Consider the following 23,090-nt stretch of genomic DNA (forward strand, 5'->3'; position numbering starts at 1 on the left):
ATGGCGCAGGACACGACGACGGAAGCGGCGGCCACGGGCGGTGCGTCGCCACGTACTTCAGCGCCCGCGTACGACAAGGACGCGGTGCGGGCCGTACTGCGGGCCGCGCGCTCCGAGGGGCGGACCGCGCTCACCGCTCCCGAAGGCAAGCTGCTCACGGACGCGTACGGGATTCCGACGCCGGCCGAGGGACTGGCGGAGTGCGCGGACGACGCGGTCGCGCTGGCGGACCGGATCGGCTTCCCCGTGGCGCTGAAGATCGTCTCGCCGGACATCCTGCACAAGACGGATGCGGGCGGGGTGCGGGTGGGCCTGAACTCCGCGGCGGAGGTGCGCGGCGCCTTCACGGCGATCGTGAGCAACGCCCGGGCGTACGACCCGGCGGCCCGGATCAGCGGCGTGCAGGTACAGCAGATGGTGCCCGAAGGCGGTCAGGAGGTGATCGTCGGGGCGGTCACCGACCCGACGTTCGGGAAGGTCGTGGCCTTCGGGCTGGGCGGGGTGCTCGTGGAGGTGCTGAAGGACGTCACCTTCCGGCTGGCGCCCGCCTCGCACGAGGACGCGGAGTCGATGCTGGACGGCATCCGGGCGGCGGAGGTGCTGCGCGGCGTACGGGGCCGCCCGCCCGTGGACCGCGCGGCGCTGGCCGATCTGATCGTACGAGCTTCCCAACTGGCGGCGGACTTCCCGGAGATCGCGGAGGTCGACCTCAATCCGGTGTTCGCCTCGGCGGACGGGGTGCTCGCCGCCGACGTGCGCGTACTGCTCAGCGACGGCCCCGCCAAGGAGCGCCGGCGCTACTCGCGCGAGGAGATCCTGGGCGCGATGCGGCGGCTGATGCGGCCGCGGTCCGTCGCGGTCATCGGCGCGTCCGGCGAGCCGGGAAAGATCGGCAATTCGGTGATGCGCAACCTCATCGACGGCGGTTTTCCCGGGGACATCCATCCGGTGAACCCCAAGGCCGATGACATTCTCGGCCGCAAGGCGTACAAGACAGTGATGGATGTGCCGGGGGAGGTGGATGTGGCGGTCTTCGCCATCCCCGCGAAATTCGTGCCCGCGGCCCTGGAGGAGGTGGGCCGCAAAGGGGTGCCGAACGCCGTGCTGATCCCGTCGGGCTTCGCGGAGACCGGCGAGCACGCGCTGCAGGAGCGGATCGTGGCGATCGCCGAGGAGCACGGTGTACGCCTGCTGGGGCCGAACATCTACGGCTACTACTCCACCTGGCAGGACCTCTGCGCCACCTTCTGCACGCCCTACGACGTGAAGGGGTCCGTCGCGCTGACCTCGCAGTCCGGTGGCATCGGCATGGCCATCCTCGGGTTCGCCCGGTCCACGAAGACCGGGGTCTCGGCGATCGTCGGGCTCGGCAACAAGTCGGACGTGGACGAGGACGACCTGCTGACCTACTTCGGCGAGGACGAGAACACGCAGTGCATCGCGATGCACCTGGAGGACCTCAAGGACGGGCGCGCCTTCGTGGCGGCGGCGCGGGAGACCGTGCGCAAGAAGCCGATCGTGGTGCTCAAGGCGGGACGGACGAGCGCGGGGGCCCGGGCCGCGGGCTCGCACACCGGCGCGCTGGCGGGCGATGACGCGGTGTACGAGGACATCCTGCGGCAGGCGGGCGTCATCCGGGCCCCGGGCCTGAACGACATGCTCGAGTACGCGCGGGCGCTGCCCGTGCTGCCCACGCCGCAGGGAGACAACGTCGTCATCATCACCGGCGCCGGCGGCTCCGGGGTGCTGCTCTCCGACGCGATCGTGGACAACGGGCTGTCTCTGATGACGATCCCGGACGACCTGGACGCGGCCTTCCGGCGCTTCATCCCGCCCTTCGGCGCGGCGGGCAACCCCGTGGACATCACCGGCGGCGAGCCGCCGTCGACCTATGAGGCGACGATCCGGCTGGGCATGGAGGACCCGCGCATCCACGCGCTGGTGCTGGGTTACTGGCATACGATCGTCACCCCTCCCATGGTCTTCGCCGAGCTAACGGCCCGCGTCGTCGCGGAGTTCCGCGACCGGGGCATCGAAAAGCCGGTGGTGGCGTCGCTCGCCGGAGACACCGAGGTCGAGGAAGCCTGCGCGTACCTCTTCGAGCGCGGGGTGGTCGCCTACCCGTACACGACGGAGCGCCCGGTCGCGGTGCTCGGCGCGAAGTACCGCTGGGCGCGGGCGGCGGGGCTGCTGGGAGGCGCGTCATGACCTAACGCGGCGTGCGAGTCCCGCGAACACGAAGAGAACGGACAGGGGGCGCTGGCCAGGCTTCTTCGACGCAAGGGGTTCGACATGACAACAACCGATGCCCCAGCGGGTGCCCCGTACCGGGAGGTGCGGGACCGCAACGGACGGGTGTACCGGATCGGCGAGCGCGACCGGGACATCCTGGGCCGGCCCCGCTGGACGATGGTGCTCCTCCCGTGGGTCGGCATGATGGGCATCAGCTCGTCGGAATACGCCTTCACCTCGGCCGAGGACACTCTGCACGACGCGCATCTGTGGAGCGGCGGGCACATCTTCTGGCTGCTGGGTGTGTGGGTGTTCTTCCAGGCGGCGGTGGCGTTCCCGGCGGGGAAGCTGCGCGAGAGCGGCCGGCTGCCGGCCCGTAACGCCATGATGCTGGGCGCGTTGGGGACGTTCCTGGGCTACCTGTCCCTGGCGTACGCGCCGCACGTCGTCGTCGCGTACATCGGCTTCGGCGCCTTCAGCGGGATGGGCGCCGGGCTGGTCTACGCGACCTGCGTGAACATGGTCGGCAAGTGGTATCCGGAGCGCAAGGGCGGCAAGACGGGTTTCGTCAACGGCGGCTTCGCATACGGTTCCGTGCCGTTCGTCTTCCTCTTCACCGCCTATCTGGACCTGAGCAACTACCAGGTGGTGCTGGTGTCCGTCGGCGCGGTGCTCCTGCTGGTCGTGGCGGGCGCCGGGTGGTTCTTCAAGGACCCGCCGAAGAACTGGTGGCCGGAACACGTCGACCCGCTGTCGGTCTCCGACGACCCGCGGATCCGGCGGGCGCTCGCGAAGAACCCGCCGGCGGTCAAGCAGTACACGCCCGCCGAGGCGGCCCGCACTCCCGTCCTGTGGATGATGTGGTTCTGCCTGCTCTGTACGGCCGGCATCAACATCTTCGGCATCGCCTTCCAGGTGCCCTTCGGTAAGGACATGGGCTTCGCGGGCGGCATCGTGGCGACCGCGATGTCCCTGAAGGCGATGGTCAACGGCACCGGGCGCGGCGTCATCGGCTGGATCTCCGACCGGTACGGGCGCCGCAACACGCTCATCTTCGTGTGCCTCGTACTGGGCAGCGCGCAGATCGGTGTGCTCGTCTCGGGGACGCTGCACAGCCTGCCGTTCTTCTTGATCTGTTCGATGGTCTCCGGGTTCGGCGGCGGCGCGATCTTCCCGCTGTTCGCCGCGATGACCGCGGACTTCTTCGGCGAGAACAACAACGCCACGAACTACGGGATGGTCTACAGCTCCAAGCTCGTCTCGGGGCTGGTCGGGTCGGGCCTGGGCGCGGTCGTGGTGGCTGCCTGGGACTACCGGGGCGCCTTCGTGCTCGCCGGCGCCATCGGCTTCTTCTCGGCCGTGCTGGCCGTCTTCCTGCGCCAGCCGGGCCGGCCGGCCGCGCGCACCATCCAGCCCAATCCGCGTCCGATCAGCAGGGAGGCGATGTGAGATGACCGCCGAGGACATCACGGCCCCGAGAGCGGGCCGGGTACGTGACCTCACGGACGCGCAGGGCCGCGTCTACCGGGTCGGCGTCACGGACCGGGAGATCCTGGGCTATCCGCGCTGGACCATGGTGCTGCTGCCGTGGGTGGCCATGATGGGCATCAGCGTGTTCGAGTACGCCTACGGGGCCGCCGAGTCGACGCTCTCCGAGGCGCACCACTGGAGCCACACCGGAACGTTCTGGGTGCTGAGCGTGTGGGTCTTCTTCCAGGCGGCGGTGGCCTTCCCGGCCGGCCGGCTGCGCGAGAAGGGCGTGCTGACCAGCCGGGCGGCGATGCTGACCGGCTCGGGCCTGGCGCTGCTGGGCTTCGTGAGCCTCGCGCACGCGCCGTCCCTGTGGTGGGCGATCGTCGGCTTCGGTGTGCTCGGCGGCACCGGCTCCGGCCTGGTGTACGCGACGTGCATCAATACGGTCGGGAAGTGGTATCCGGAGCGGCGGGGCGGCAAGACGGGTTTCGTCAACGGCGGCTTCGCCTACGGTGCGGTGCCCTTCATCTTCCTCTTCTCCTACGGCTTCGACGCCGGGAACTACCGCGGGGTGCTGGACCTGGTGGGCCTGTACGTGCTGCTGGTGACGGCGGTGGCGGGGATGTTCTTCAAGGACCCGCCGAAGAACTGGTGGCCGGAGCACATCGATCCGCTCGCGCGCCCCAGTACGGGACGCACGGCCCAGGCGCTGCGCAAGAACCCGCCGGCGGCGGGCCAGTTCACGCCCCGGGAGGCCATTCGCACCAAGATGCTGCCCCTGATGTGGGCGTGCCTGCTGTGCACCGCGGGCGTGTCGATCTTCGGCATCTCCTTCCAGGTGCCGTTCGCCAAGGACGTCGGCTTCGGCCCGCTGGTCGCGGCGTCCTCCATGGGCATCATGTCGGTGGTCAACGGCACAGGGCGCGGGGTCGTGGGCTGGCTCTCGGACCGCCTCGGGCGGCGGCTGACGCTCACCTACGTGTGCCTCGTCCTCGGGCTCGCCCAGTTCGGCGTCCTGTGGGCGGGCGAGAGCGCCAACGAGCCGCTGTTCCTGGTCTTCGCCTTCGTGTCCGGCTTCGGCGGCGGCGCGTTCTTCCCGCTCTTCGCTGCCCTGGTGCCGGACTACTTCGGCGAGAACAACAACGCCTCCAACTACGGCCTGGTCTACAGCTCGAAGCTGGTCTCAGGGCTGCTGGGCGGCGGCCTGGGCGCCGCTGTGGTGGCCGCGTGGGGCTACGACGGGGCGTACGCCACGGCGGGCTGTGTGGGGCTGCTGGCGGCCGGGCTGTCGCTGTTCCTGAAGCGGCCGGCGGAACGGGCGGGGGTGACGGCCTGATCCCCGTACGCTCGCCGCATGAGCATACGACCTTGTGACCTCGAACCGTCGGGGGCGTTCCCGCCCGGCGTCACGGTGCGGCATCCGCGCCCCTCGGACCACGCGGTGCTCCAAGGGGCGCTGACCGACTGGTGGGGCGGCCAGGGCGGCGAGGCGGGGGCGCAGCAGCGCCGCCTCCTCGTGCCGCGGCTGTTCCTCCAGCACTTCTCGGAGACGAGCTTCTTCGTGGAGCGGGCTGCTGAGGGCTCCTCCGCGGACGGGTCCGAAGGCGGGGCGGCCGCCCTACGGGCGTTCCTCATCGGCTTCCTGTCCCAGACCGACCCGGAGACGGCGTACATCCACTTCGTGGGTGTGCACCCGGAGGCGCAGCGCGGCGGCCTGGGCAGCGCGCTCTACCGCCGCTTCTTCGAGGTGGCCCGCGGCCACGGCCGGTCCCGCATCCGCGCCATCACCAGCCCCACGAACCGGAACTCCATCGCCTACCACACGCGGATGGGCTTCCGTATCGAGCCGGGCGACCGCACGGAGGACGGCGTGGGCGTCTGCACGGACTACGACGGTCCGGGCCTGGACCGGGTGTCCTTCGTACGGGAGCTGTGAGCGCTGCACCCGGTGGCGGGCTCAGACGTTGTTCTCTTCGGTTCCCGCATTCTGCGCGATCGCTTTGTGATGCCGGACGACCTCTTCGATGATGAAGTTGAGGAACTTCTCGGCGAATGCCGGATCGAGTTTGGCGTCTTCGGCGAGCCGGCGCAGCCGGGCGATCTGCGTGGCCTCACGGGCGGGGTCGGCGGGCGGCAGGCTGTGCCGGGCCTTGAGCTCGCCGACCTGCTGCGTGCACTTGAAGCGCTCGGCGAGCAGGTGCACCAGGGCGGCGTCGAGGTTGTCGATGCTGCCGCGCAGGTACAGCAGCCGCTCCCGCGCCGCCTCGTCCGATACGGAGGCCGCGTCGGAGCGCGGTTCTCCGCCGGTCGTGGTCGGCGCGGCGGGCGTCCACTCGCTCATGTGGTGTCGCCAATCTGGGTCGGTAGTGCGTGATCGTGGGGCACACTACCCGGCCCGGACGCCGAGGCCGTAAGGAGCCCGGGATACCCCGATTACCCCGTAATGACCGGAACGATCACGGCAGCGATGGCCGACAGCAGGCCGCCCACGGAGATCAGGCCGGCGAACTTCTCCTTGGCCGTGGGGAAGACGGCCTGCATGACACTGCCGGTCTTGTGCCGCAGCACGATCATCTTCATCTTCTGCCACCTGTGCTGCCGGTAGGTGCAGCCCATCAGCAGCCCGGCGGCGTTCTTGCGGCAGTACGTACGGCCATCACGGTTGACCGCGCCGCACCATACGGGCAGCGCGAAGCTCGTGTAGGCGGCCACGGCGAGCGACAGCACCAGGATGACGGCGCTCTCCGCGCCCCGGCTCCAGGCCACGATCAGCGCGGCCGCCGCCAGATATCCCCAGTACCCCCGCATGGCTTTCATGCCGGAAGACGATACCTACGGCATGTGCCGGCAGGCAGGCGGTAATCCGGCCATGATCCGGTGCGTACCGGCCGGATCACGCCGGATTACCGCAGGTCGTGCGCCCTTTCGTCAGCCCCGGAGGCGGCGGAGGTGGGACGCGGAGCGGCGGGCCGTGGTGAAGGAGCCGGCGGGGTTGACGGCGGGGTCCACGGCGTCATCACGTTCAACGATCCAGTTGTGGTACTTGCGGTTCGGCAGGCGGCCCACGCGGCTCAGGAAGTGCCGGTAGTCGATGTCGCCGTCGCCCACGTCCACCATGTGGTACCCGTCGCGCGCCGCCTCGTCGTGCTCGCCGTCCTTGACGTGGAAGAGCGGGTAGCGGGCGGGGTCGGCGAGGACGTAGTCGAGCGGCTCGAAGGGCGCGGGCGTGCCGTCGGGCCGCTTCGAGAAGCGGTACTGGGCGACGTACGCCCAGTAGATGTCCATTTCGAGGCGCACGAGGCTGGGGTCGGTCTCGGCAAGGAGGACGTCGTAGAGCCGCACCTTCGGGTTGTCCGTGGCGAAGGCGAACTCCTCCGCGTGATTGTGCTGGTAGAAGTGCATGCCGCGGGCCTTGGCCGCCGCTCCGTAGGCGTTGAAGTCCGCGGCCGCGCGCTTCCAGGCGTCGACGGTGTTCCCGTAGCGGTTGGGCCCGGAGGCGGTGCCCACGTAGGGCAGGCCGAGGGCCTCGGCGTCATCGAGCACCTTGGTGAGGTTGGTGGCGAAGGTGTACGCCTTGGGATCGGACGAGTAGTAGCCGACGTGGCTTCCTATGCCGCGCAGGCCGTTGTCCTTCATGAGGCGCTTCAGCTGCGCCAGGGTGATGGCACCGGCCGAGCCCTGGGTGTACCCGGCGAACTCCACCTCGTCGTACCCGTAGCGAGCCAGCTCTTCGAAGACTCTCGCGAAGCCGACGGAGGCCGTCTGATCGCGGAGGGTGTAGAGCTGGATGCCGAGACGGCCCGGCGGGACGACGGGGCGGTGGCCGTCGGTCGTGGCGGGCCCGGGGCGCGCGCCGGACTGGGCGGCCTGGGCCGGCTGGGCGCCGAGTACGGCCGCCGCGGCGGCGCCGGCGGCCACGCCGAGGAACCCGCGGCGGGCGAGCCGGTGCGCGAGCTCGGGGTTGCGGGAGGTGCGCGGGTGGGGAACGTCGCTGGTCATTACGGCTCCAAGGTCGATTGTCAGTGCCGTGCGGCAAGCTTGAGGAGCAAGGACTTCACGTCGGTCGCAGCGAGGGGGGTGGTGAGCGTGCCTGCGGTGGAGCAGATCAGGACGGGGCCGTCGTCCTCGTGGTCCGGGATACGCCCGTGACTGCCGCGCACGGGCTCGGGATCGAGGGGGACGACGGCCATGCGGTAGCGCATGCCGGTCTTCTTGCGGGCGAGCGCGGTCGCGGCGCGTAGGCGTACGTAGGGGTCGCGCGGGTCCATGAAGAGCTCGGCGGGGTCGTAGCCGGGCTTGCGGTGGATCTCGACCAGGCGCGCGAAGTCCGGAGCGCGGGCGTCGTCGAGCCAGTAGTAGTACGTGAACCACGCGTCGGGTTCGGCGACGGCCACGAGCTCGCCGGCGCGCGGATGGTCCAGCCCGTGCTGCTTCTTGCCCGCGTCGTCGAGGAGTTCGCCGAGCCCCGGCAGGTCCGCGAGGGCTTCCCGGGTCGCGTCGAGATCTTCGGGACGGCGTACGTAGACGTGTGCGATCTGGTGGTCCGCGACGGCGAAGGCGCGGGAGGCGGTCGGGTCGAGGTACTCCATCCCGTCCTGGGTGTGCACCTCCAGCAGCCCGGCCCGGCGCAGCGCGCGGTTGATGTCGACGGGGCGGCGGGCGCGGGTGATGCCGTACTCGGAGAGGGCGACGACGGTGACGCCGGCCGAGCGGGCGTCGTCGAGGAGGGGCGCGATGACGGTGTCGAGGGCGGCCGCGGCCGCATGCGAGCGGGGGTCGTCGGGTCCGTAGCGCTGGAGGTCGTAGTCGAGGTGCGGGAGGTAGGTGAGAGTGAGGTCGGGGTGGCGGGTGCGCAGGATGTGCCGGCTGGCGTCGGTGATCCACTGGGAGGAGGTGAGCGAGGCCGTGGGCCCCCAGTAGGTGAAGAGCGGGAAGGGACCGAGCAGTTCGGTCAGCTCGTCGTGGAGGGCGGGCGGCCGGGTGTAGCAGTCGGGTTCCTTGCGGCCGTCGGCGTAGTAGATGGGCCGGGGCGTGACGGTCCAGTCCACGTCCGCGCCCATGGCGTACCACCAGCAGATGTTGGCGACGGTGTAGCCCGGATGCGCGCGGCGGGCGGCGTCCCAGAGCTTGTCGCCGCCGACGAGGGCGTTGTGCTGCCGCCAGAGGTGGACCTCGCCGACGTCGCGGAAGTACCAGCCGTTGCCGACGATGCCGTGCTGGGAGGGCGGTGCACCGGTGAGGAAGGTCGACTGGACGGTGCAGGTGACGGCCGGCAGGACGGTACGCAGCGGGGTGTACGAGCCGGCCGCGGCCAGCGCCTTGAGGTGCGGCATGTGGTCGAGGAGCCGGGGGGTGAGGCCGACGACGTCGAGGACGAGGAGGGGCTGGGGCGGTGCGGCGTCGGCGGGCGGCGGCGTGGCGTCCGCGGGGCTGCTCTCGTGCGCGGTCATGGCAGCTCCTTGAGGCCGAGGTCGGTCAGCAGGTCGCGGGCGAGGGCGAGTTCGGCGGCGATGCCGTCGGCGAGCCGGGCGCGGGTGCGCGGCCGCAGCTCGGGCGGCAGGGCCTGCCAGGTGTACGTCTCGACCTCCAGGTGGTGGGTGCGCGGCGGCGCGGCCGGGCCGACGAGGCGGGCGAGGGTGTCCTGGAGCACGGGAAGGGTGGAGGTGAGCGGGGGCTCCGGCGGCGCGTGCAGGGGGACGTGGAAGTGGGCGCGCCAGGGGGTGGCGGTGGGCAGGCCGGGCTCGGCGACGGGAAGGCCGGACTCGGCGGCGAGCGCTGGTGTCCCGGTGCCGAGCGCCTCGTCGAGGTCGTCGGTCGCGAGCAGTTCGCCCTGCGGGGTGCGGGTGCGGGCCTGGTGCAGGAAGCGGGGTTCGGCGAAGGCGCCGAGTGCGGCGCGGACATCGGCCCGTTCGGGGTGTTCGGCGTGCAGCGCGGCGGACAGCTGCGTCTTGACGACGGGGATGCCCGCCCGGTGCAGCGCGTCCAGGGCCGGGCCCGGTTCCTCGAAGGAGGTGGCGAGGTGACAGGTGTCGACGCAGACGCCGATGCGGTGGGTGGGGACGTCCGCCGCGCCGGTCAGCGCGCCGAGGGCATCGGCCAGGGTCTCGACCGTGCAGCCGGGCTCCGGTTCCAGGCCGACGCGGATGCCGCGGCCGGTGGTGTCCTGGAGCGCGTCCAGGCGCGCGGCGAGGGTGCGGAGCGCGGCCAGGGCGGTCGCACGCCGGTGCTCGTCGAAATCCGTGCGCCAGGCCAGCGGAAGGGTGGAGATGGTGCCCTCGGCGGCGTCGTCCGGCAGCAGCACGGTCAGCAGCCGGGCGAGGTCGGCCGTGTACTCCAGCCGGGCCGGTTCGGTCCAGTCCGGCCGGTAGACCCGGTACTTGACGTGGCTGTCGCCGAATCCTTCGTACGGGAATCCGTTGAGGGTGACGACCTCGAGGCCGCGCGTGTCCAGCTCCCGGCGCAGCCGGCGGAGGGCCACGGGGTCGGAGGTCAGCGCGCGGGCCGCGGCGCGGGCGAGCCACAGCCCGATGCCGAGCCGGTCCCGGCCCAGCCGTTTGCGTACGGGCTCGCAGTGGTCGCGCAGCTGGGCGAGCACGCCGTCGAGCGTCTCGGCGGGGTGGACGTTGGTGCAGTACGCGAGGTGGACGGTGGAGCCGTCGGGGTGCCGGAAGCGCATCGGTCCGCCGCCTCCTCATTCCCCGCCGCGGAGGATGGAGTTGCCTTCGTGGAGGGCGCCCGGGTCGGCGATGTCGAGGGAGAGCCGGCCGCTCTGCCCGTAGAAGGCGACGGGGTTGCGCCACAGCACCTGGTCCACGTCGTCGTCGGAGAATCCGGCGGCGAGCATCGCCTCGCCGACGTGCAATGTCTTGAGCGGGTCGCTGCGGCCCCAGTCCGCTGCGGAGTTGACGAGCACCCGCTCCGTGCCGTGCACGCGGAGGATCCGCACCATCCGGTCCGGGTCCATCTTGGTGTCCGGATAGATGGAAAAGCCCAGCCAGCAGCCACTGTCAGTGGCATCCCCTACGGTTGTTTCATTGAGATGGTCCAGGACGACGCGATCGGGGGGAAGGTCGGATTCGCGCAGGACGTCGAGGGTGCGTTTGAGCCCGGCGGCCTTGTCGCGGTGGGGGGTGTGGACGAGGGCCGGGAGGCCGTGGTCCGCGGCCAGTTGGAGCTGAGCGGCCAGGGCATTGTCCTCGGCCGGGGTCATCGAGTCGTAGCCGATCTCGCCGACGGCGACGACCGAGTCTTTTACGAGGTAGCGGGGCAGGGCGTCGAGGACGGGAGTACAGCGGGGGTCGTTCGCCTCTTTGGGGTTGAGCGCGATGGTGCAGTGATGGGCGATGCCGTGCTGGGCGGCCCGGAAGGGCTCCCAGCCGAGAAGGGAGTCGAAGTAGTCGAAGAAGCTCGCCGGTGAGGTCCGCGGCTGTCCCAGCCAGAAGGCCGGCTCGACGAGGGCACGCACGCCCGCCGCGTACATGGCCTCGTAGTCGTCGGTGGTGCGGGAGGTCATGTGGATGTGCGGATCGAAGATACGCATCGGGGTTACGCCTCCTCGGGGGACGGACCGGCGAAGGTGCCGTTGGGCAGGCCGGCGGGTGCGCCGGCGGACAGGGGGGACAGCTGGGTGAGCGCGAGAACGCGAGAGAGATCGTCGGGTACGGGGCGGCCGGCCGAGGTGCGTTCCCGGGCGTAGTCGCCGAGCATGCGGGCGAGTTCGGCGTCGCCGCGGGAGCGTTCGGCGAGACCGGTGACGGCGTCCACCGGTACCCCGGTGAACAGGCACTTGAGTACGGCGTGCCGCCAGGCGTGCGCATCGAGGTGCTGTGCGGCGTACGGGCCCACGGCCGCGGCGACCAGCCGCGTGTCGTTCGTCCGCAGGGCGTCCTCGATGAGCGGCAGGCCGTCCGTGCTGAGGGGCAGGTACGGCAGCGCGGCGAGTACGGCCCGGCGCTCGGCGGCGGTGCCGTGGTCGTACAGCCGGGTGACGGTGGGGGCGTCGGCGCGGGCGCTGTGCAGGATCAGTACCCGCGCGGCCTCGGCGGCCTCCGGGTCGGCATGATGCGGCGGTTCCCTCCGCACGCAGTGCCGCCCGGCGGACGCGAACCGCATCTCCCAGACGGGGAGGGGTAAGGCGGGGGTGCCGCAAGCGGGCGGGGGTGCGTCCGTGCTCGCGGCTTCGGCGAGGGCCTCGTCGAGCCAGGCCCGGCCGGCTTCGCCCAGCCGCTCCCGGAGTGCCTTGTCGAGCCGCGCGATCCATTCGTCCGGGGTCAGCATCGGCCGCCTCCTCCGTGTACGGCGGGGACGCGATCGGGGGCGGGGGCGGAGGGTTCCGAGCAGAGCCGGAGTTGGGAGCGGAGGAAGTGGAGGGAGGTTCGGGCCAGGTCGGGTCCTGCGTGGGAGTGGCGGGGAAGTTCCACGCTGACCAGGCCCTGGTAGGCGGTGTCGCGGAGGGCGGCGAGCACCGGCGGGAAGTCGATCTCGCCGTCCCCGAACGGGAGGTGTTCGTGGACGCCGCGGCGCATGTCCTCCAGCTGGACGTGCCGCGTCCAGGGGGCCGCGGCGCGTACGCAGTCGGCCGGTGACTCGGGCTCCAGGCACTGACAGTGGCCGATGTCGAGGGTCAGCCCGAGTACGTCCGGGTCGGGCGCGCCCATGACCGTACGGAGGTGGTGGAAGCCGGCGAGGTCGGAGAGGAGGTGGCCGGGTTCCGGTTCTACGGCGAGCGGCAGGCCGGCGTCCGAGGCCGCCGCGGCGACGGGGTCCAGGGCGGTGGCGAGGCGCTGCCAGGAGTCGGCGTCCGCGCTGCCGGGGTCGCGTATGCCGCTGAAGCAGTGGACGGCGGTGGCGCCCAGGTCCGCGCCTACGCGTACGGCCGTGCGCAGCAGGTCGGTGCGGGCGGCGCGGGCGTCCGGGTCGGGGTCGATGAGGGTGGGGTGGTGTTTGCGAAGGGGGTCGAGTACGTAGCGGGCGCCGGTTTCTATCGCGACGGCGAGGCCCGTGTCGCGCAGGGTGTCGGCCACCCGCGCCGTGCGGGCGGCCAGGCCCGGGGCGAGGGGGTCGAGGTGCATGTGGTCGAGGGTGAGCGCGACGCCGTCGTAGCCGAGGTCGGAGAGGAGGGTGAGGGCGTCGGTCAGGCGCAGGTCGGTGAGGCCGTTGGTTCCGTAGGCGAGGCGGAGGGGCGGCGCAGCGGCGGAGACCGAGGGGGTGGGGGCGTCGCCTGGTGGGGGTGTTGGGGTCATGTCGGGCTGACCTTTCGGGACAGGCGACGGGCGACGGGGATGAGCGCGAGCACCGCGGCACCGGTGGCCGGCGCACCGGCGCGTGCGGCGAGGGCCGCCTGCAGCGGGATCATCGCGCGGATGCCGCCGCCGACGGCCCGCTGGAGGAAGTGGGGTGACGGGTTGAGCGCGGCGACGAGGAGGGGGCGGGCGGCGGTGGCCGCGTAGCCCGCGGCGAGGAGGGGAGGCACGAAGGCCGTCGCCGGAGTGGGTGTCGGGCGTCGGGCCGTGTTGGCTTGTGCAGGTGGGCGGGTTGTCTTGCCACCCGGGGTCGGGCGGGCGGGGAAGCGGCCGGCTGCTGCGTTGGCGAGCGCGGTGACGGCGGCGAGGGCGAGGAGGGGGAGAGACGACGAGGAGCCCTGGGCTTCGCGGCGGGAGACGGTGGTGACGGTGAAGGTGTGCGCACCGAGCAGGGCCGCCGAGGGGAGGGCGCGGAGAGCTGCCCTTGTGTGCGGGCGGGGGGTGGGGGCGGTACGGAGGGAGGCGAAGTGCGGCGGCGCTCCGGCACCCGCGCCCGCAGCAGCGCTCGCAGCCGTACCGGCGCCCGTACTCGCACTCGTACCGTCGCCCCTGCCTGTCGTTGCGACGGCGCCCTGGAGGAGGTCGAGGGCTCGGGCGCAGGCCATGGCGGTGGGGCCTAAGGGAGTGTTCTTGAGGTGGAGATCGTAGGCCCAGACGGTGGCGGCGAGGGCGGTGGCGGTGGCCAGGGCCGGGCGGCCGGCCGCCGCCGCGCACGCCAGGCTCGCCGCCGTCAGCCCGCCGGCCGCGGCGAGGGCCGCACCGGGGGTGATGCGGCCGGAGGGGATGGGGCGGTGCGGGCGTTCCAGGGCGTCGATGTCGCGGTCGGCCCAGTCGTTCAGGGCCATGCCGGCTTCGTACAGACAGAGGGAGGAGCAGGCGGCCAGTGCCGTACGGGCGTTGGGGCGCAGCCCGGCGGCCGCGGCCCCGGCGAGGAGGTCACCGGGGACGCTGGCCGGGGCGGAGATCCGCAGCAGCTCCGCCCAGGCGCGGAGCGAGTGGCGAGGGCCCTCGCCGTTGGGACCGGTGGTGCGACCGCGAGCCGGAGCCGAGATCGGGGCCGAAGCCGACAGCGGAGCTGACGCCGAGGCCGAGCCCGACGCCGGAGCTGACTCCGAGGCCGAAGCCGCAGCCGAGACCGGAGCCGGCGCCGGGGCCGACCCGTCCATACGGAGGAACCGTAGGAGAGGAATCACCTGAGCGCCTCCCGGAGTTGGGTGGCAAAGGTGGTGGTGAGGGCCGTGTACTGGTCCGACAGGGCGGCCGGGCCGCTGTCCGGGTCCTTGAAGTAGAAGCCGAGTCCGGGCAGCGGGCCGCTGAGGCCGGCCGCGTGGGCGGCCGCCACCAGGCGGGCCAGGTCCAGTACGAGCGGGGCGGCGAGCGCCGAGTCGCAGCCCTGCCAGATGGTCTGGAGGATCACCCGGCTGCCAAGGAAGCCGTCGACCGCGACGTGGTCCCACGCCGTCTTCCAGTCGCCGAGTGCCGGGACGTTGTCGATGTGGAGGTCGCCGGGCGGGAGTTCGCCGAGGGTGTCGCGGAGTACGGCGGCCTTGCCCGCGTTCTTCGCGGCAGCGGCGGCCGGGTCGGCGAGTGCGGCGCCGTCTCCCCCGCCGAGCAGGTTCGTGCCGGACCAGGCCCGTACGTTCAGCGCGCGCTGCGCAAGCATCGGCGCGAGCGCGGAGCGGAGGAGCGTCTGGCCGGTCTTGCCGTCCCGGCCCGCGTACGGGAGGCCGCTGCAGCGGGCCATGTCGCGGAGGAGGGGGTGGTGCAGGCCGGTGGAGGGGGTGAAGTTGACGTACGGGCAGCCGGCGCGGAGGGCGGCGAGCGCGTAGACGGAGCTGGCCGGGAGCCGATCGCCGCCCGGCCCCGATCCCGACTCCGGCCCCGACCCCGGCCCCGGCCCCGGCTCCGGCTCCGTCGATGCCACGTTGATCACGACCACCCGCTCCAGCCCATGCGTACTGCGGAAAGTACGCAGGTCCGTGGCGAAGGCGGCCGCCAGTGCCTCGTCGTCCCGTGTGTCGCCCGGCTGGGGCCCGCCCGGGCGGATCTCGGCATCAGCGGCGGCCAGTTCGGCGTGTACCGAACGGGGCAGGCCGTGCGGCAGTACGCCGCCCGCGGCCAGTTCCTCGGCACGCTTCGGCAGCGGGCAGGACGTGATGTCATGGCCGCCGAAGACCAGCGAGGCGAGCGGTGGCAGCGGGACGTCGGCGAACGCGGCGGTCTCGGTGACCATGCCCGTCGGCTCGTGCAGCCCGGCCGCAAGCGCCGCGCATCCCGCGACCACGGTGGTCGCGACCGACCCGCGCGCGCCGATCAGCCACACCCCCGTACGCCCGGAACCGGCACCGGCACCGGCACCACTACCCGTACCCATACGGTCTCCCATCTCCCCGTCCCCGCTCACCCGCGGCCGCCCTTCTCCGCCGGTTCCTTCAGTTCCTTGATCCGGATGTGGCGGTAGGCCACCCGGTCTTCGGCGCCGTGGTTCTGGATGCCGACGTAGCCCTGGCGCAGGGAGCGGGCCGGGTCGTGGTTGGTGAAGTCGTTGATCTTGCGGCCGTTGAGGAAGACCTTCAGGCGTTCGCCCTGGACGCGGATCTCGTAGGTGTTCCACTCCCCCGGCGGGTTCAGAGCGGCGTCCCGGGCCTTGATGTCCGCGGCCTGGAAGCCGTAGACGGAGCCGGTGGTGTGGTCCGGGGTGTCGGTGGCGTCGATCTGGATCTCGTAGCCGTTGTTCACCGCCGACCAGGGGTCGTCGGAGGCGGGGAAGCCCACATAGACGCCCGAGTTGTCGTCACCGGACTCGCTCGCCATCTTCCAGTCCAGCTTCAGGGAGTAGGCGTGCTGCTCCTTGGCCGCGTACCAGAGCATGCCCATGCCACCGCTGGAGGTGAGCGTGCCGTCGTCCTCGTTCAGGGTGAAGGAGCCGGGGCCTGCCTGCTTCCAGCCCTTCAGGCTCGCCGCGGTGCCGTCGAAGAGGGCGGTGTATCCAGTCTCCGGTCGGCAGTCGGCCTGAGCCCGGCCTGTCGCATATTGGATACCGCCGAGGAGGTGGGTGCGGAAGGCGGGCTCGGCGTAGGACTCCTTGGTGTGGCCGCCGCCCGTGTAGAAGGCGCGGCCGCCGCTGTACTCCTGGCACCAGGCGAGCGGGTGGTCCCCGCTCATCGTGCCGCCGGTGTACGTCGACTCGTCGAGGGTGGCGAGGACGTGGGCGCGATCACGCGGGTTGGTGCGGTAGTTGTACCACTCATCAGTGCGGTCCCAGGCCGCCGCCAGGTGGGCGGTGGCGGGGTGGGCCCGGTCCTCGACGCGTACGGTCGCGGGCTGGATGGCCGGGTGCGACTGGAAGTACGCGCCGGCCAGACCGCCGTAGAAAGGCCAGTCGTACTCGGTGTCGGCGGCCGCGTGCACCCCGACGTAGCCGCCGCCCTCGCCGATGTACTTCTCGAAGGCGGTCTGCTGAGCGGCGTCGAGCACGTCCCCGGTCGTGGAGAGGAAGACCACGGCGTCGTAACGGGCGAGGTTGGCGTCGGTGAAGGCGCCGGCGTCCTCCGTCGCGTCGACGGCGAAGCCGTGCTCCGCGCCGAGCTCCTTGACCGTGGCGATGCCCTGCGGAATCGAGTCGTGGCGGAAGCCGGCGGTCTTGGAGAAGACCAGGACCCGGGCGCCGTCGGCCGCGCCCGCCCCGTCCTGGGAAGCGGCCGTGCCGGGCAGCGCCATGGTCGCGAGCAGGGCGGCGGCCGCCACGGCGGTGATGCCGAACCGCCGTACGGCATGCCGTCTTGCGGTGGGTCTGTGCAGGGACATGTGCGGAGTCCTTCCTCCAGCAGCGGGGGGGGTGGCTGGGCAAGGGGCCTCGGGGCGGAGGCGGCCGGGCGAGGGGTGGGATGTGGCCGACCGAGGGGCGGGCGGGCCACCTGGCCCACCCGCCGTCCCGGCCGTCAGTGCAGTGGTGTCACTCCAGCGACTGCAGCGGTGTCACTTCGTAGTGATCTCGAAGTCGTCCACGTCGTACAGCGCGCCCGTGCCGCTCCCCTTGAAGACGAGGTAGAGCGTCGTCGTTCCGGCGGGCGGCTTCACGATGTCCGTGCTGACGTCGGTGTACGTCTCCCAGCCGCCGGTCACCGGCACCTTCGCCGTGCCGAGCAGCCTGCCGTCGGGCTTGCCCGTACGGATCTCCAGCGTGCCGCCGGTGCCCGCGGAGGCGACCCGGGCGGTCAGCTTCGTGGCGTCGGAGACGCGGTACGGGGTGAAGCCGATCCAGTCACCATTGTGGATATTGCCTACAGTCTTCCCGCCGTGGGCCGGCGTGTGGTTCACGGCCGACACTCCCTCGGAGGAGCTGTAGTGCTCGGCCTGGCGGTGCTTCGGCTGGGTGATGCTCTGGGCGTGGGTGGTCAGCGCCGGCTGCCCGTTCGCGCCCTTGTCGGTGTACTCGGCGTCGAAGACACCGAAGATGTTGGCGTTGGCGTCGTGTTCACCGTCGGCCAGGGTCTGGATGGTGCCCTCGCAGCCGTTGGCCGAGGTGACGGCGTGGCCGTGGCTGTCGTGGCCGAGGATGTGGGTGACGGTGACCTTCGAGCAGTCGATCCGGCCGTCCTCGGGGTCGGTGACCTTGACCTTGAAGGGGACCTTGTCGCCGAAGGTGAAGAGCTGCCCGTTGCCCGGGAGTTCGAGCGTCACCTTGGGGGCGGTGTTGCCGACCGTGAGGTGCACGCTGGCCGAACCGGTGCGGCCGGACGGGTCCTTCGCGGTGACGGTCGCCGTGTAGGTGCCGTTCTTCTTGTACGTGTGGGACGGGTTCTGCGCGGTGGACTTGGAGCCGTCGCCGAAGTCCCAGCTGTAGGTGATCGCGTCGCCGTCGGCGTCGGTCGCGCTCGCGCCGAACTGCGCCTTCAGCGGCGCCTGGCCCGAGGTGCGGTCGACCTTCGCGTCGACGACCGGCGAGTGGCCGTCGGTGGCGTTCTCGATGCGGTACAGCGCGGAGTTGGCGTCACCGTTGAAGTAACCCGTGCCGTAGTCCAGTACGTACAGCGCGCCGTCGGGGCCGAAGGCCATGTCCATGACCTGGGTGCCGTTCCAGGGGAAGGCGTTGATGGACTGGACGGTGCCGTCGTCGGCCTTCTCGATGCGCTTGATCCAGCGGCGGCCGAACTCACCGGCGAAGAAGTCGCCGTCGTACGCCTCGGGGAACTTCACCTTGGAGTCCAGCGCGGCGTCGTAACGGTAGACCGGACCGCCCATCGGGGACTCGGATCCGCTGCCGAACTCCGGTACGGAGGCGTTGTCATACGGTATCCACGCGGCCTGGGCCGGCGGCAGGTCGGTCAGGCCGGTGTTGTGGACCGAGGTGTTCTTGGGCGCGGCGCAGTCGAATGCCTCGCCGGAATCGCCGGTGGCGAAGTCGTAGTCGATGTAGGCGTCGTTGTCGCCGGTGCAGTACGGCCAGCCGTAGTTGCCGGCCTTGGTGACGCGGGCGAACTCGACCTGCCCGGCCGGGCCGCGGGTGGGGCTGGCGGCGCCGGCGTCGGGGCCGTAGTCGCCGACGTAGACGATGCCGGTGGGCTTGTCGACGGTCATCCGGAAGGGGTTGCGGAAGCCCATGGCGTAGATCTCGGGCCGGGTCTTCTCGGTGCCGGGCGCGAAGAGATTGCCCTCGGGGATGTCGTACGAGCCGTCGGCGTTGACCTTGATGCGCAGGATCTTGCCGCGCAGGTCGTTGGTGTTGGCGGAGGTGCGCTGGGCGTCGTACGCGGGGTTGCGGTCGGCGCGCTCGTCGATGGGCGTGTAGCCGTCGGAGGCGAACGGGTTGGAGTCGTCGCCGGTGGAGAGGTACAGATTGCCCTGCGCGTCGAAGTCGATGTCGCCGCCGACGTGGCAGCAGATCCCGCGCGAGGTGGGCACCTCCAGGATCTTCTTCTCGCTGGCGGTGTCCAGCGTGCCGTCCTCCTTGAGGACGAAGCGGGACAGCCGGTTCAGGCCGTCGAACTTGGCGAAGTCGGCGGCCGTGCCGTTGTCGGGCGCGTCACCGGCGGGGGTGTCCAGCGGCGGCGCGTAAAACAGGTAGATGAACCGGTTGTCCTTGAAGCCCGGGTCGACGCCGACGCCTTGCAGGCCCTCCTCGTCGTGGGTGTAGACGGGGAGCTTGCCGGCGACCTTGGTGTAACCGGTGGCGTCGGTCAGCCGGAGCGTGCCGTCGCGGGACGTGTGCAGGACCGAGCGGTCGGGGAGGACGGCGAGCGTCATCGGCTCGCCCATCTCCGGCTCGCCCTTGGCGAGGGTGACCTGCTGGAAGTCCTCGGCGGCGGCCGCCGGAGCGGTCGACACGGCGGAGGTGGGGGTGATGCCGGCCGCGAGCGTGCCTGCGGCGAGCAGACCGCCCGTGAAAAGGGCCAGCGCGGAGCGGATTCTGAGACGTCTTCTGTGCACGCGGTGCCTCCCGGGCGGGTTGAAGTGCCGTGCGGTGGGCGGTGCTGGGAGTTCAGTGCGCTGTGCGAGCCTCATGTACGTGTACGTGACACCAGGGGCGAAGGTAGTCGCGTTTGCTCGTTACGGATAGACCTTTGACGTTGATGATGGGGACTTCTGCCCCCAGAAGGACAAAGACGGATGGTGGATGGTGGATGCCCCGTCAGCTGTCCGCGCTGCCGAACGCCGCGTCGAACGACGCCGTCGGCGGCTCGTAGTCGTACGCCTTGAGCCGGGCCAGCGCCTCGGGGGCGCCCTGCAGCCGGTCCATGCCGGCGTCCTCCCACTCCACCGACACCGGCCCCTCGTACCCGATCGAACGCAGCATTCGGAAGCAGTCCTCCCACGGGACGTCACCGTGCCCGGCGGAGACGAAGTCCCAGCCGCGTCGCGGGTCGCCCCAGGGCAGGTGGGAGCCGAGCCGGCCGTTGCGGCCGTCGAGGCGCTTCCTGGCCTCCTTGCAGTCGACGTGGTAGATCCGGTCGCGGAAGTCCCAGAGGAAGCCGACCGGGTCCAGGTCCTGCCAGACGAAGTGGGACGGGTCGAAGTTGAGCCCGAAGGCGGGCCGGTGGCCGACTGCCTCCAGGGCCTGCTGGGTGGTCCAGTAGTCGTACGCGATCTCGCTCGGGTGGACCTCGTGGGCGAAGCGCACGCCCTCGGCGTCGAAGACGTCCAGTACCGGATTCCAGCGCTCGGCGAAGTCCTCGTAGCCGCGCTCGATCATGCCGGGCAGGACCGGCGGGAACATCGCGACCAGGTGCCAGACGGCGGAGCCGGTGAAGCCGACGACCGTACGGACGCCGAAGGCCGCGGCGGCCCGCGCGGTGTCCTTCATCTCGGCCGCCGCCCGCTGCCGTACGCCCTCGGGCTCGCCGTCGCCCCAGATGCGCGCCGGCAGGATCGCCTGGTGCCGCTCGTCGATGATCGCGTCACAGACCGCTTGGCCCACCAGGTGGTTGGAGACGGCCCAGCACTTCAGGCCGTACTTGTCCAGGAGCTGCCGCCGGCCGTCCAGGTAACCGGGGTCGGCCAGCGCCTTGTCGACCTCGAAGTGGTCGCCCCAGCAGGCGAGTTCGAGGCCGTCGTAACCGAAGTCGCGGGCCAGCCGGCAGACCTCCTCCAGGGGCAGGTCGGCCCACTGGCCGGTGAAGAGCGTGAAGGGGCGGGGCATACGGGGAGCCTCCTCGGCGGACGGTCGTCGGTCGACCGGTGTCAGTCGTGGGTCGTCGGTTTCCTCAGTTGTCGTTTGTCCTCAGTCGACAATCGGGGTGTATGCAGAATTCTTGGCGGCGCTCTCCTCGACCGCCGCCAGCACGCGCTGCACCCGCAGGCCGTCGGCGAAGGACGGCGCGGGATCGGTGCCCGCCGCGATGGCGTGCACCAGGTCGCGGGCCTGGTGGACGAAGGTGTGCTCGTACCCGAGGCCGTGGCCCGGCGGCCACCACGCCTCCAGGTACGGGTGGTCGGGCTCGGTGACCAGGATGCGGCGGAAACCGGCGGCCTCGGCCGGCTCGGTGTGGTCGTGGAAGGACAGCTCGTTGAGGCGTTCCAGGTCGAAGGAGAGCGAGCCGCGGTCGCCGTTGACCTCGATGCGGAGCGAGTTCTTGCGGCCGGCGGCGACCCGGCTGGCCTCGAAGGACGCCAGCGCACCCGAGGCGAACCGGCCGGTGAACAGCGCGGCGTCGTCGACCGTCACCTCGCCCGTGCCACCGCCCGAGGGCAGCGGCCGCTGCCGTACGAAGGTCTCGGTGACCGCCGAGACGCCCGTCAGCAGCTCCCCCGCGAGATACTGTGCGAGGTCGACAATATGCGCGCCGAGGTCGCCGAGCGCGCCGGAGCCCGCGCTGTCCTTGCGCAGCCGCCAGGTCATCGGGGCCAGCGGGTCGACCAGCCAGTCCTGGAGGTACGTGGCGCGCAGCTGGCGCAGCGTACCGATGCGGCCCTCCGCGACGAAGCGGCGGGCGAGCGTCATCGCAGGTGTACGGCGGTAGTTGAAGCCGACCATGGCGATCCGGCCGCGGGCCCGCGCCGCCTCGGCGGCGGCCGTCATGGCCTCCGCCTCCGCCACGGAGTTGGCCAGCGGCTTCTCGCACAGGACGTGCTTGCCCGCTTCGAGGGCCGCGAGGGCGATCTCGGCGTGACTGTCGCCGGGTGTGCAGATGTCGACCAGGTCGACGTCGTCGCGGGCGATCAGGGCGCGCCAGTCGGTCTCCGCCGCGGCCCAGCCGAGGCGGTCGGCGGCGGCGCGTACGGCACCGGCGTCCCGGCCGCACACGGCGTTCATGGCGGGGCGCAGCGGCAGGTCGAAGACCCGGGCGGCGGTGCGCCAGCCCTGGGAGTGCGCGGCGCCCATGAAGGCGTAGCCGACCATGCCGATCCCCAGTACGGGGCGGCCGTCGGGGGTGGGGTCCTTCGCGTTGTCGTCCATGCATCACCTCATCGGTGGTGGTCGGGTGTGGGGGAACGGGGCGCGCGGCCGGGCTCACGGCGCCGGCGGGACGCCCGCGTCAGTTGAAGCCGCTCGGCAGGTACTCGTCGACGTTGTCCTTGGTGACCACGGCGGAGTACAGGGTGATCGAGGCGGGGATTTCCAGCTCGGCCATGCCGCTGACCCCCTTGCCCTGCCCCAGCGCGCGGGCCAGGTCGATCGCGGAGGCGGACATCGTGGGCGGGTAGAGCACGGTGGCCTTCAGGACGGAGTTGCCGGCCTTGATGGTGTCCATGACCTTGCGGGAACCGGCGCCGCCGACCATGAGGAAGCCGTCCCTGCCCGCCTGTTCGATGGCGCGCTCGGCGCCCACGCCCTGGTCGTCGTCGTGGTTCCACAGGGCGTCGAAGTCGGGGTGCGCCTGCAGCAGCCCGGCCATCTTGGACTGGCCCGACTCGACGGTGAACTCAGCCGCCTGCCGGCCCACCTTCTCGATGTTCGGGTAGTTCTTCAGGGCGTCGTCGAAGCCCTTGGTGCGCTGCCGGGTCAGCTCCAGGTTGTCGATCCCGGCGAGCTCGACGACCTTGGCGTTCTTCTTGTCCTTCAGCTGCTCGCCGATGTAGTGCCCGGCGTTCAGGCCCATGCCGTAGTTGTCGCCGCCGACCCAGCAGCGGTACGCCTGCTGGGAGGCGAAGACCCGGTCGAGGTTGACGACGGGGATGCCCGCCCGCATGGCCTTCAGGCCGACCTGGGTGAGCGCCTTGCCGTCGGCGGGCAGGATGACCAGTACGTCGACCTTCTTGTTGATCAGGGTCTCGATCTGCCCGATCTGCTGGGCGGTGTCGTTCGAACCCTCGGTGATCTCCAGGGTGACGTCCTCGTACTGCTTCGCGCGCTCCTTGGCGTTCTGGTTGATCGCGTTCAGCCAGCCGTGGTCGGCCTGCGGCCCGGCGAAGCCGATGGTGACCTTCTTGCCGGGCTTGTCGTCCACTCCCCCGGCCTGCTGCTGCTTGCCGGTGCCGGCCGAGGCGTTGTTCTCGTTGCTGGTGCAGGCGGTGAGGAAGGCGCCGGCGGAGACGGCCGCGGCACCGAAGAGCATGTTCCTGCGGCTGGTTCCCGGACCGTCCGGAGTGTGTGCTGTAGACGATCGCGGTGTAGACGACCGGGCTGTAGACGATCCGGGTGTA

19 protein-coding genes are annotated in these 23,090 nt (G+C 71.4%); 4 read left to right on the forward strand and 15 right to left on the reverse strand.

The genetic code is table 11. From position 1 onward, the window contains the following. From ACIGXO_RS04775 to ACIGXO_RS04790, 4 genes are all read left to right on the forward strand, one after another. Positions 1–2,208 carry an acetate--CoA ligase family protein gene (locus ACIGXO_RS04775; protein ID WP_399780257.1) on the forward strand — a complete coding sequence of 736 codons (2,208 nt, stop codon included), beginning with the start codon at positions 1–3 and terminating at the stop codon, positions 2,206–2,208. An 84-nt stretch (positions 2,209–2,292) separates the two neighbouring features. Further along, the gene (locus tag ACIGXO_RS04780; protein ID WP_399780260.1) at positions 2,293–3,681 is read left to right on the forward strand and encodes an OFA family MFS transporter; all 1,389 of its coding nucleotides are present in this window, start codon (positions 2,293–2,295) and stop codon (positions 3,679–3,681) included. A gap of 1 nt (position 3,682) precedes the next feature. Further along, positions 3,683–5,041, forward strand: coding sequence for an OFA family MFS transporter (locus ACIGXO_RS04785; protein WP_399780263.1), 1,359 nt, complete (start codon positions 3,683–3,685; stop codon positions 5,039–5,041). A gap of 18 nt (positions 5,042–5,059) precedes the next feature. Further along, the gene (locus tag ACIGXO_RS04790) at positions 5,060–5,641 is read left to right on the forward strand and encodes a GNAT family N-acetyltransferase (protein ID WP_399780266.1); all 582 of its coding nucleotides are present in this window, start codon (positions 5,060–5,062) and stop codon (positions 5,639–5,641) included. Between the two features lie 21 nt (positions 5,642–5,662). On the opposite strand, the gene ACIGXO_RS04795 is transcribed toward ACIGXO_RS04790, so the two are convergent. From ACIGXO_RS04795 to ACIGXO_RS04865, 15 genes are all read right to left on the reverse strand, one after another. Further along, a complete protein-coding gene (locus tag ACIGXO_RS04795; protein WP_399780269.1) occupies positions 5,663–6,046 on the reverse strand; it encodes a chorismate mutase in 384 nt (127 codons plus the stop codon). Positions 6,047–6,138: 92 nt separating this feature from the next. Beyond that, on the reverse strand, positions 6,139–6,522 hold the full coding sequence (locus ACIGXO_RS04800; protein WP_399780272.1) for a hypothetical protein: 384 nt from the start codon (positions 6,520–6,522) through the stop codon (positions 6,139–6,141). Between the two features lie 111 nt (positions 6,523–6,633). Beyond that, positions 6,634–7,704, reverse strand: coding sequence for a sugar phosphate isomerase/epimerase family protein (locus tag ACIGXO_RS04805; protein ID WP_399780275.1), 1,071 nt, complete (start codon positions 7,702–7,704; stop codon positions 6,634–6,636). A gap of 20 nt (positions 7,705–7,724) precedes the next feature. Continuing rightward, positions 7,725–9,155 carry a nucleotide pyrophosphatase/phosphodiesterase family protein gene (locus ACIGXO_RS04810; protein WP_399780278.1) on the reverse strand — a complete coding sequence of 477 codons (1,431 nt, stop codon included), beginning with the start codon at positions 9,153–9,155 and terminating at the stop codon, positions 7,725–7,727. Further along, positions 9,152–10,381 (reverse strand): metabolite traffic protein EboE, encoded by a 1,230-nt coding sequence (eboE, locus tag ACIGXO_RS04815; RefSeq protein ID WP_399780281.1) that lies wholly within the window; start codon positions 10,379–10,381, stop codon positions 9,152–9,154. Before eboE ends, ACIGXO_RS04810 begins: the two co-directional genes overlap by 4 nt. Before the next feature lie 15 nt (positions 10,382–10,396). Continuing rightward, positions 10,397–11,245 (reverse strand): TatD family hydrolase, encoded by an 849-nt coding sequence (locus ACIGXO_RS04820; protein WP_399780284.1) that lies wholly within the window; start codon positions 11,243–11,245, stop codon positions 10,397–10,399. 5 nt (positions 11,246–11,250) lie between these two features. Further along, positions 11,251–11,982: an EboA domain-containing protein gene (locus ACIGXO_RS04825; protein ID WP_399780287.1), complete on the reverse strand. Its 732-nt coding sequence runs from the start codon at positions 11,980–11,982 to the stop codon at positions 11,251–11,253. Further along, positions 11,976–12,947: a sugar phosphate isomerase/epimerase family protein gene (locus ACIGXO_RS04830; protein WP_399780290.1), complete on the reverse strand. Its 972-nt coding sequence runs from the start codon at positions 12,945–12,947 to the stop codon at positions 11,976–11,978. The genes ACIGXO_RS04825 and ACIGXO_RS04830 overlap by 7 nt, the downstream gene beginning before the upstream one ends. Further along, on the reverse strand, positions 12,944–14,173 hold the full coding sequence (locus ACIGXO_RS04835; protein ID WP_399780293.1) for an SCO3242 family prenyltransferase: 1,230 nt from the start codon (positions 14,171–14,173) through the stop codon (positions 12,944–12,946). Before ACIGXO_RS04835 ends, ACIGXO_RS04830 begins: the two co-directional genes overlap by 4 nt. Before the next feature lie 23 nt (positions 14,174–14,196). Next, on the reverse strand, positions 14,197–15,381 hold the full coding sequence (locus ACIGXO_RS04840; RefSeq protein ID WP_399780296.1) for an inositol-3-phosphate synthase: 1,185 nt from the start codon (positions 15,379–15,381) through the stop codon (positions 14,197–14,199). A gap of 26 nt (positions 15,382–15,407) precedes the next feature. Then, positions 15,408–16,814 (reverse strand): ThuA domain-containing protein, encoded by a 1,407-nt coding sequence (locus ACIGXO_RS04845; RefSeq protein ID WP_399780299.1) that lies wholly within the window; start codon positions 16,812–16,814, stop codon positions 15,408–15,410. Positions 16,815–16,985: 171 nt separating this feature from the next. Then, entirely contained in the window at positions 16,986–19,436 is a 2,451-nt protein-coding gene (locus ACIGXO_RS04850; protein WP_399780302.1) for a PQQ-dependent sugar dehydrogenase, read from the reverse strand. A gap of 202 nt (positions 19,437–19,638) precedes the next feature. Then, the gene (locus ACIGXO_RS04855; RefSeq protein ID WP_399780305.1) at positions 19,639–20,646 is read right to left on the reverse strand and encodes a sugar phosphate isomerase/epimerase family protein; all 1,008 of its coding nucleotides are present in this window, start codon (positions 20,644–20,646) and stop codon (positions 19,639–19,641) included. An 81-nt stretch (positions 20,647–20,727) separates the two neighbouring features. After that, on the reverse strand, positions 20,728–21,903 hold the full coding sequence (locus tag ACIGXO_RS04860; RefSeq protein ID WP_399780308.1) for a Gfo/Idh/MocA family protein: 1,176 nt from the start codon (positions 21,901–21,903) through the stop codon (positions 20,728–20,730). Positions 21,904–21,982: 79 nt separating this feature from the next. Then, on the reverse strand, positions 21,983–23,002 hold the full coding sequence (locus ACIGXO_RS04865; protein WP_399780311.1) for a substrate-binding domain-containing protein: 1,020 nt from the start codon (positions 23,000–23,002) through the stop codon (positions 21,983–21,985). Between the last annotated feature and the right edge of the window lie 88 nt (positions 23,003–23,090).

Origin of the sequence: Streptomyces sp. NPDC053542 (assembly GCF_044544685.1) — a bacterium.
Taxonomy (GTDB): domain Bacteria; phylum Actinomycetota; class Actinomycetes; order Streptomycetales; family Streptomycetaceae; genus Streptomyces.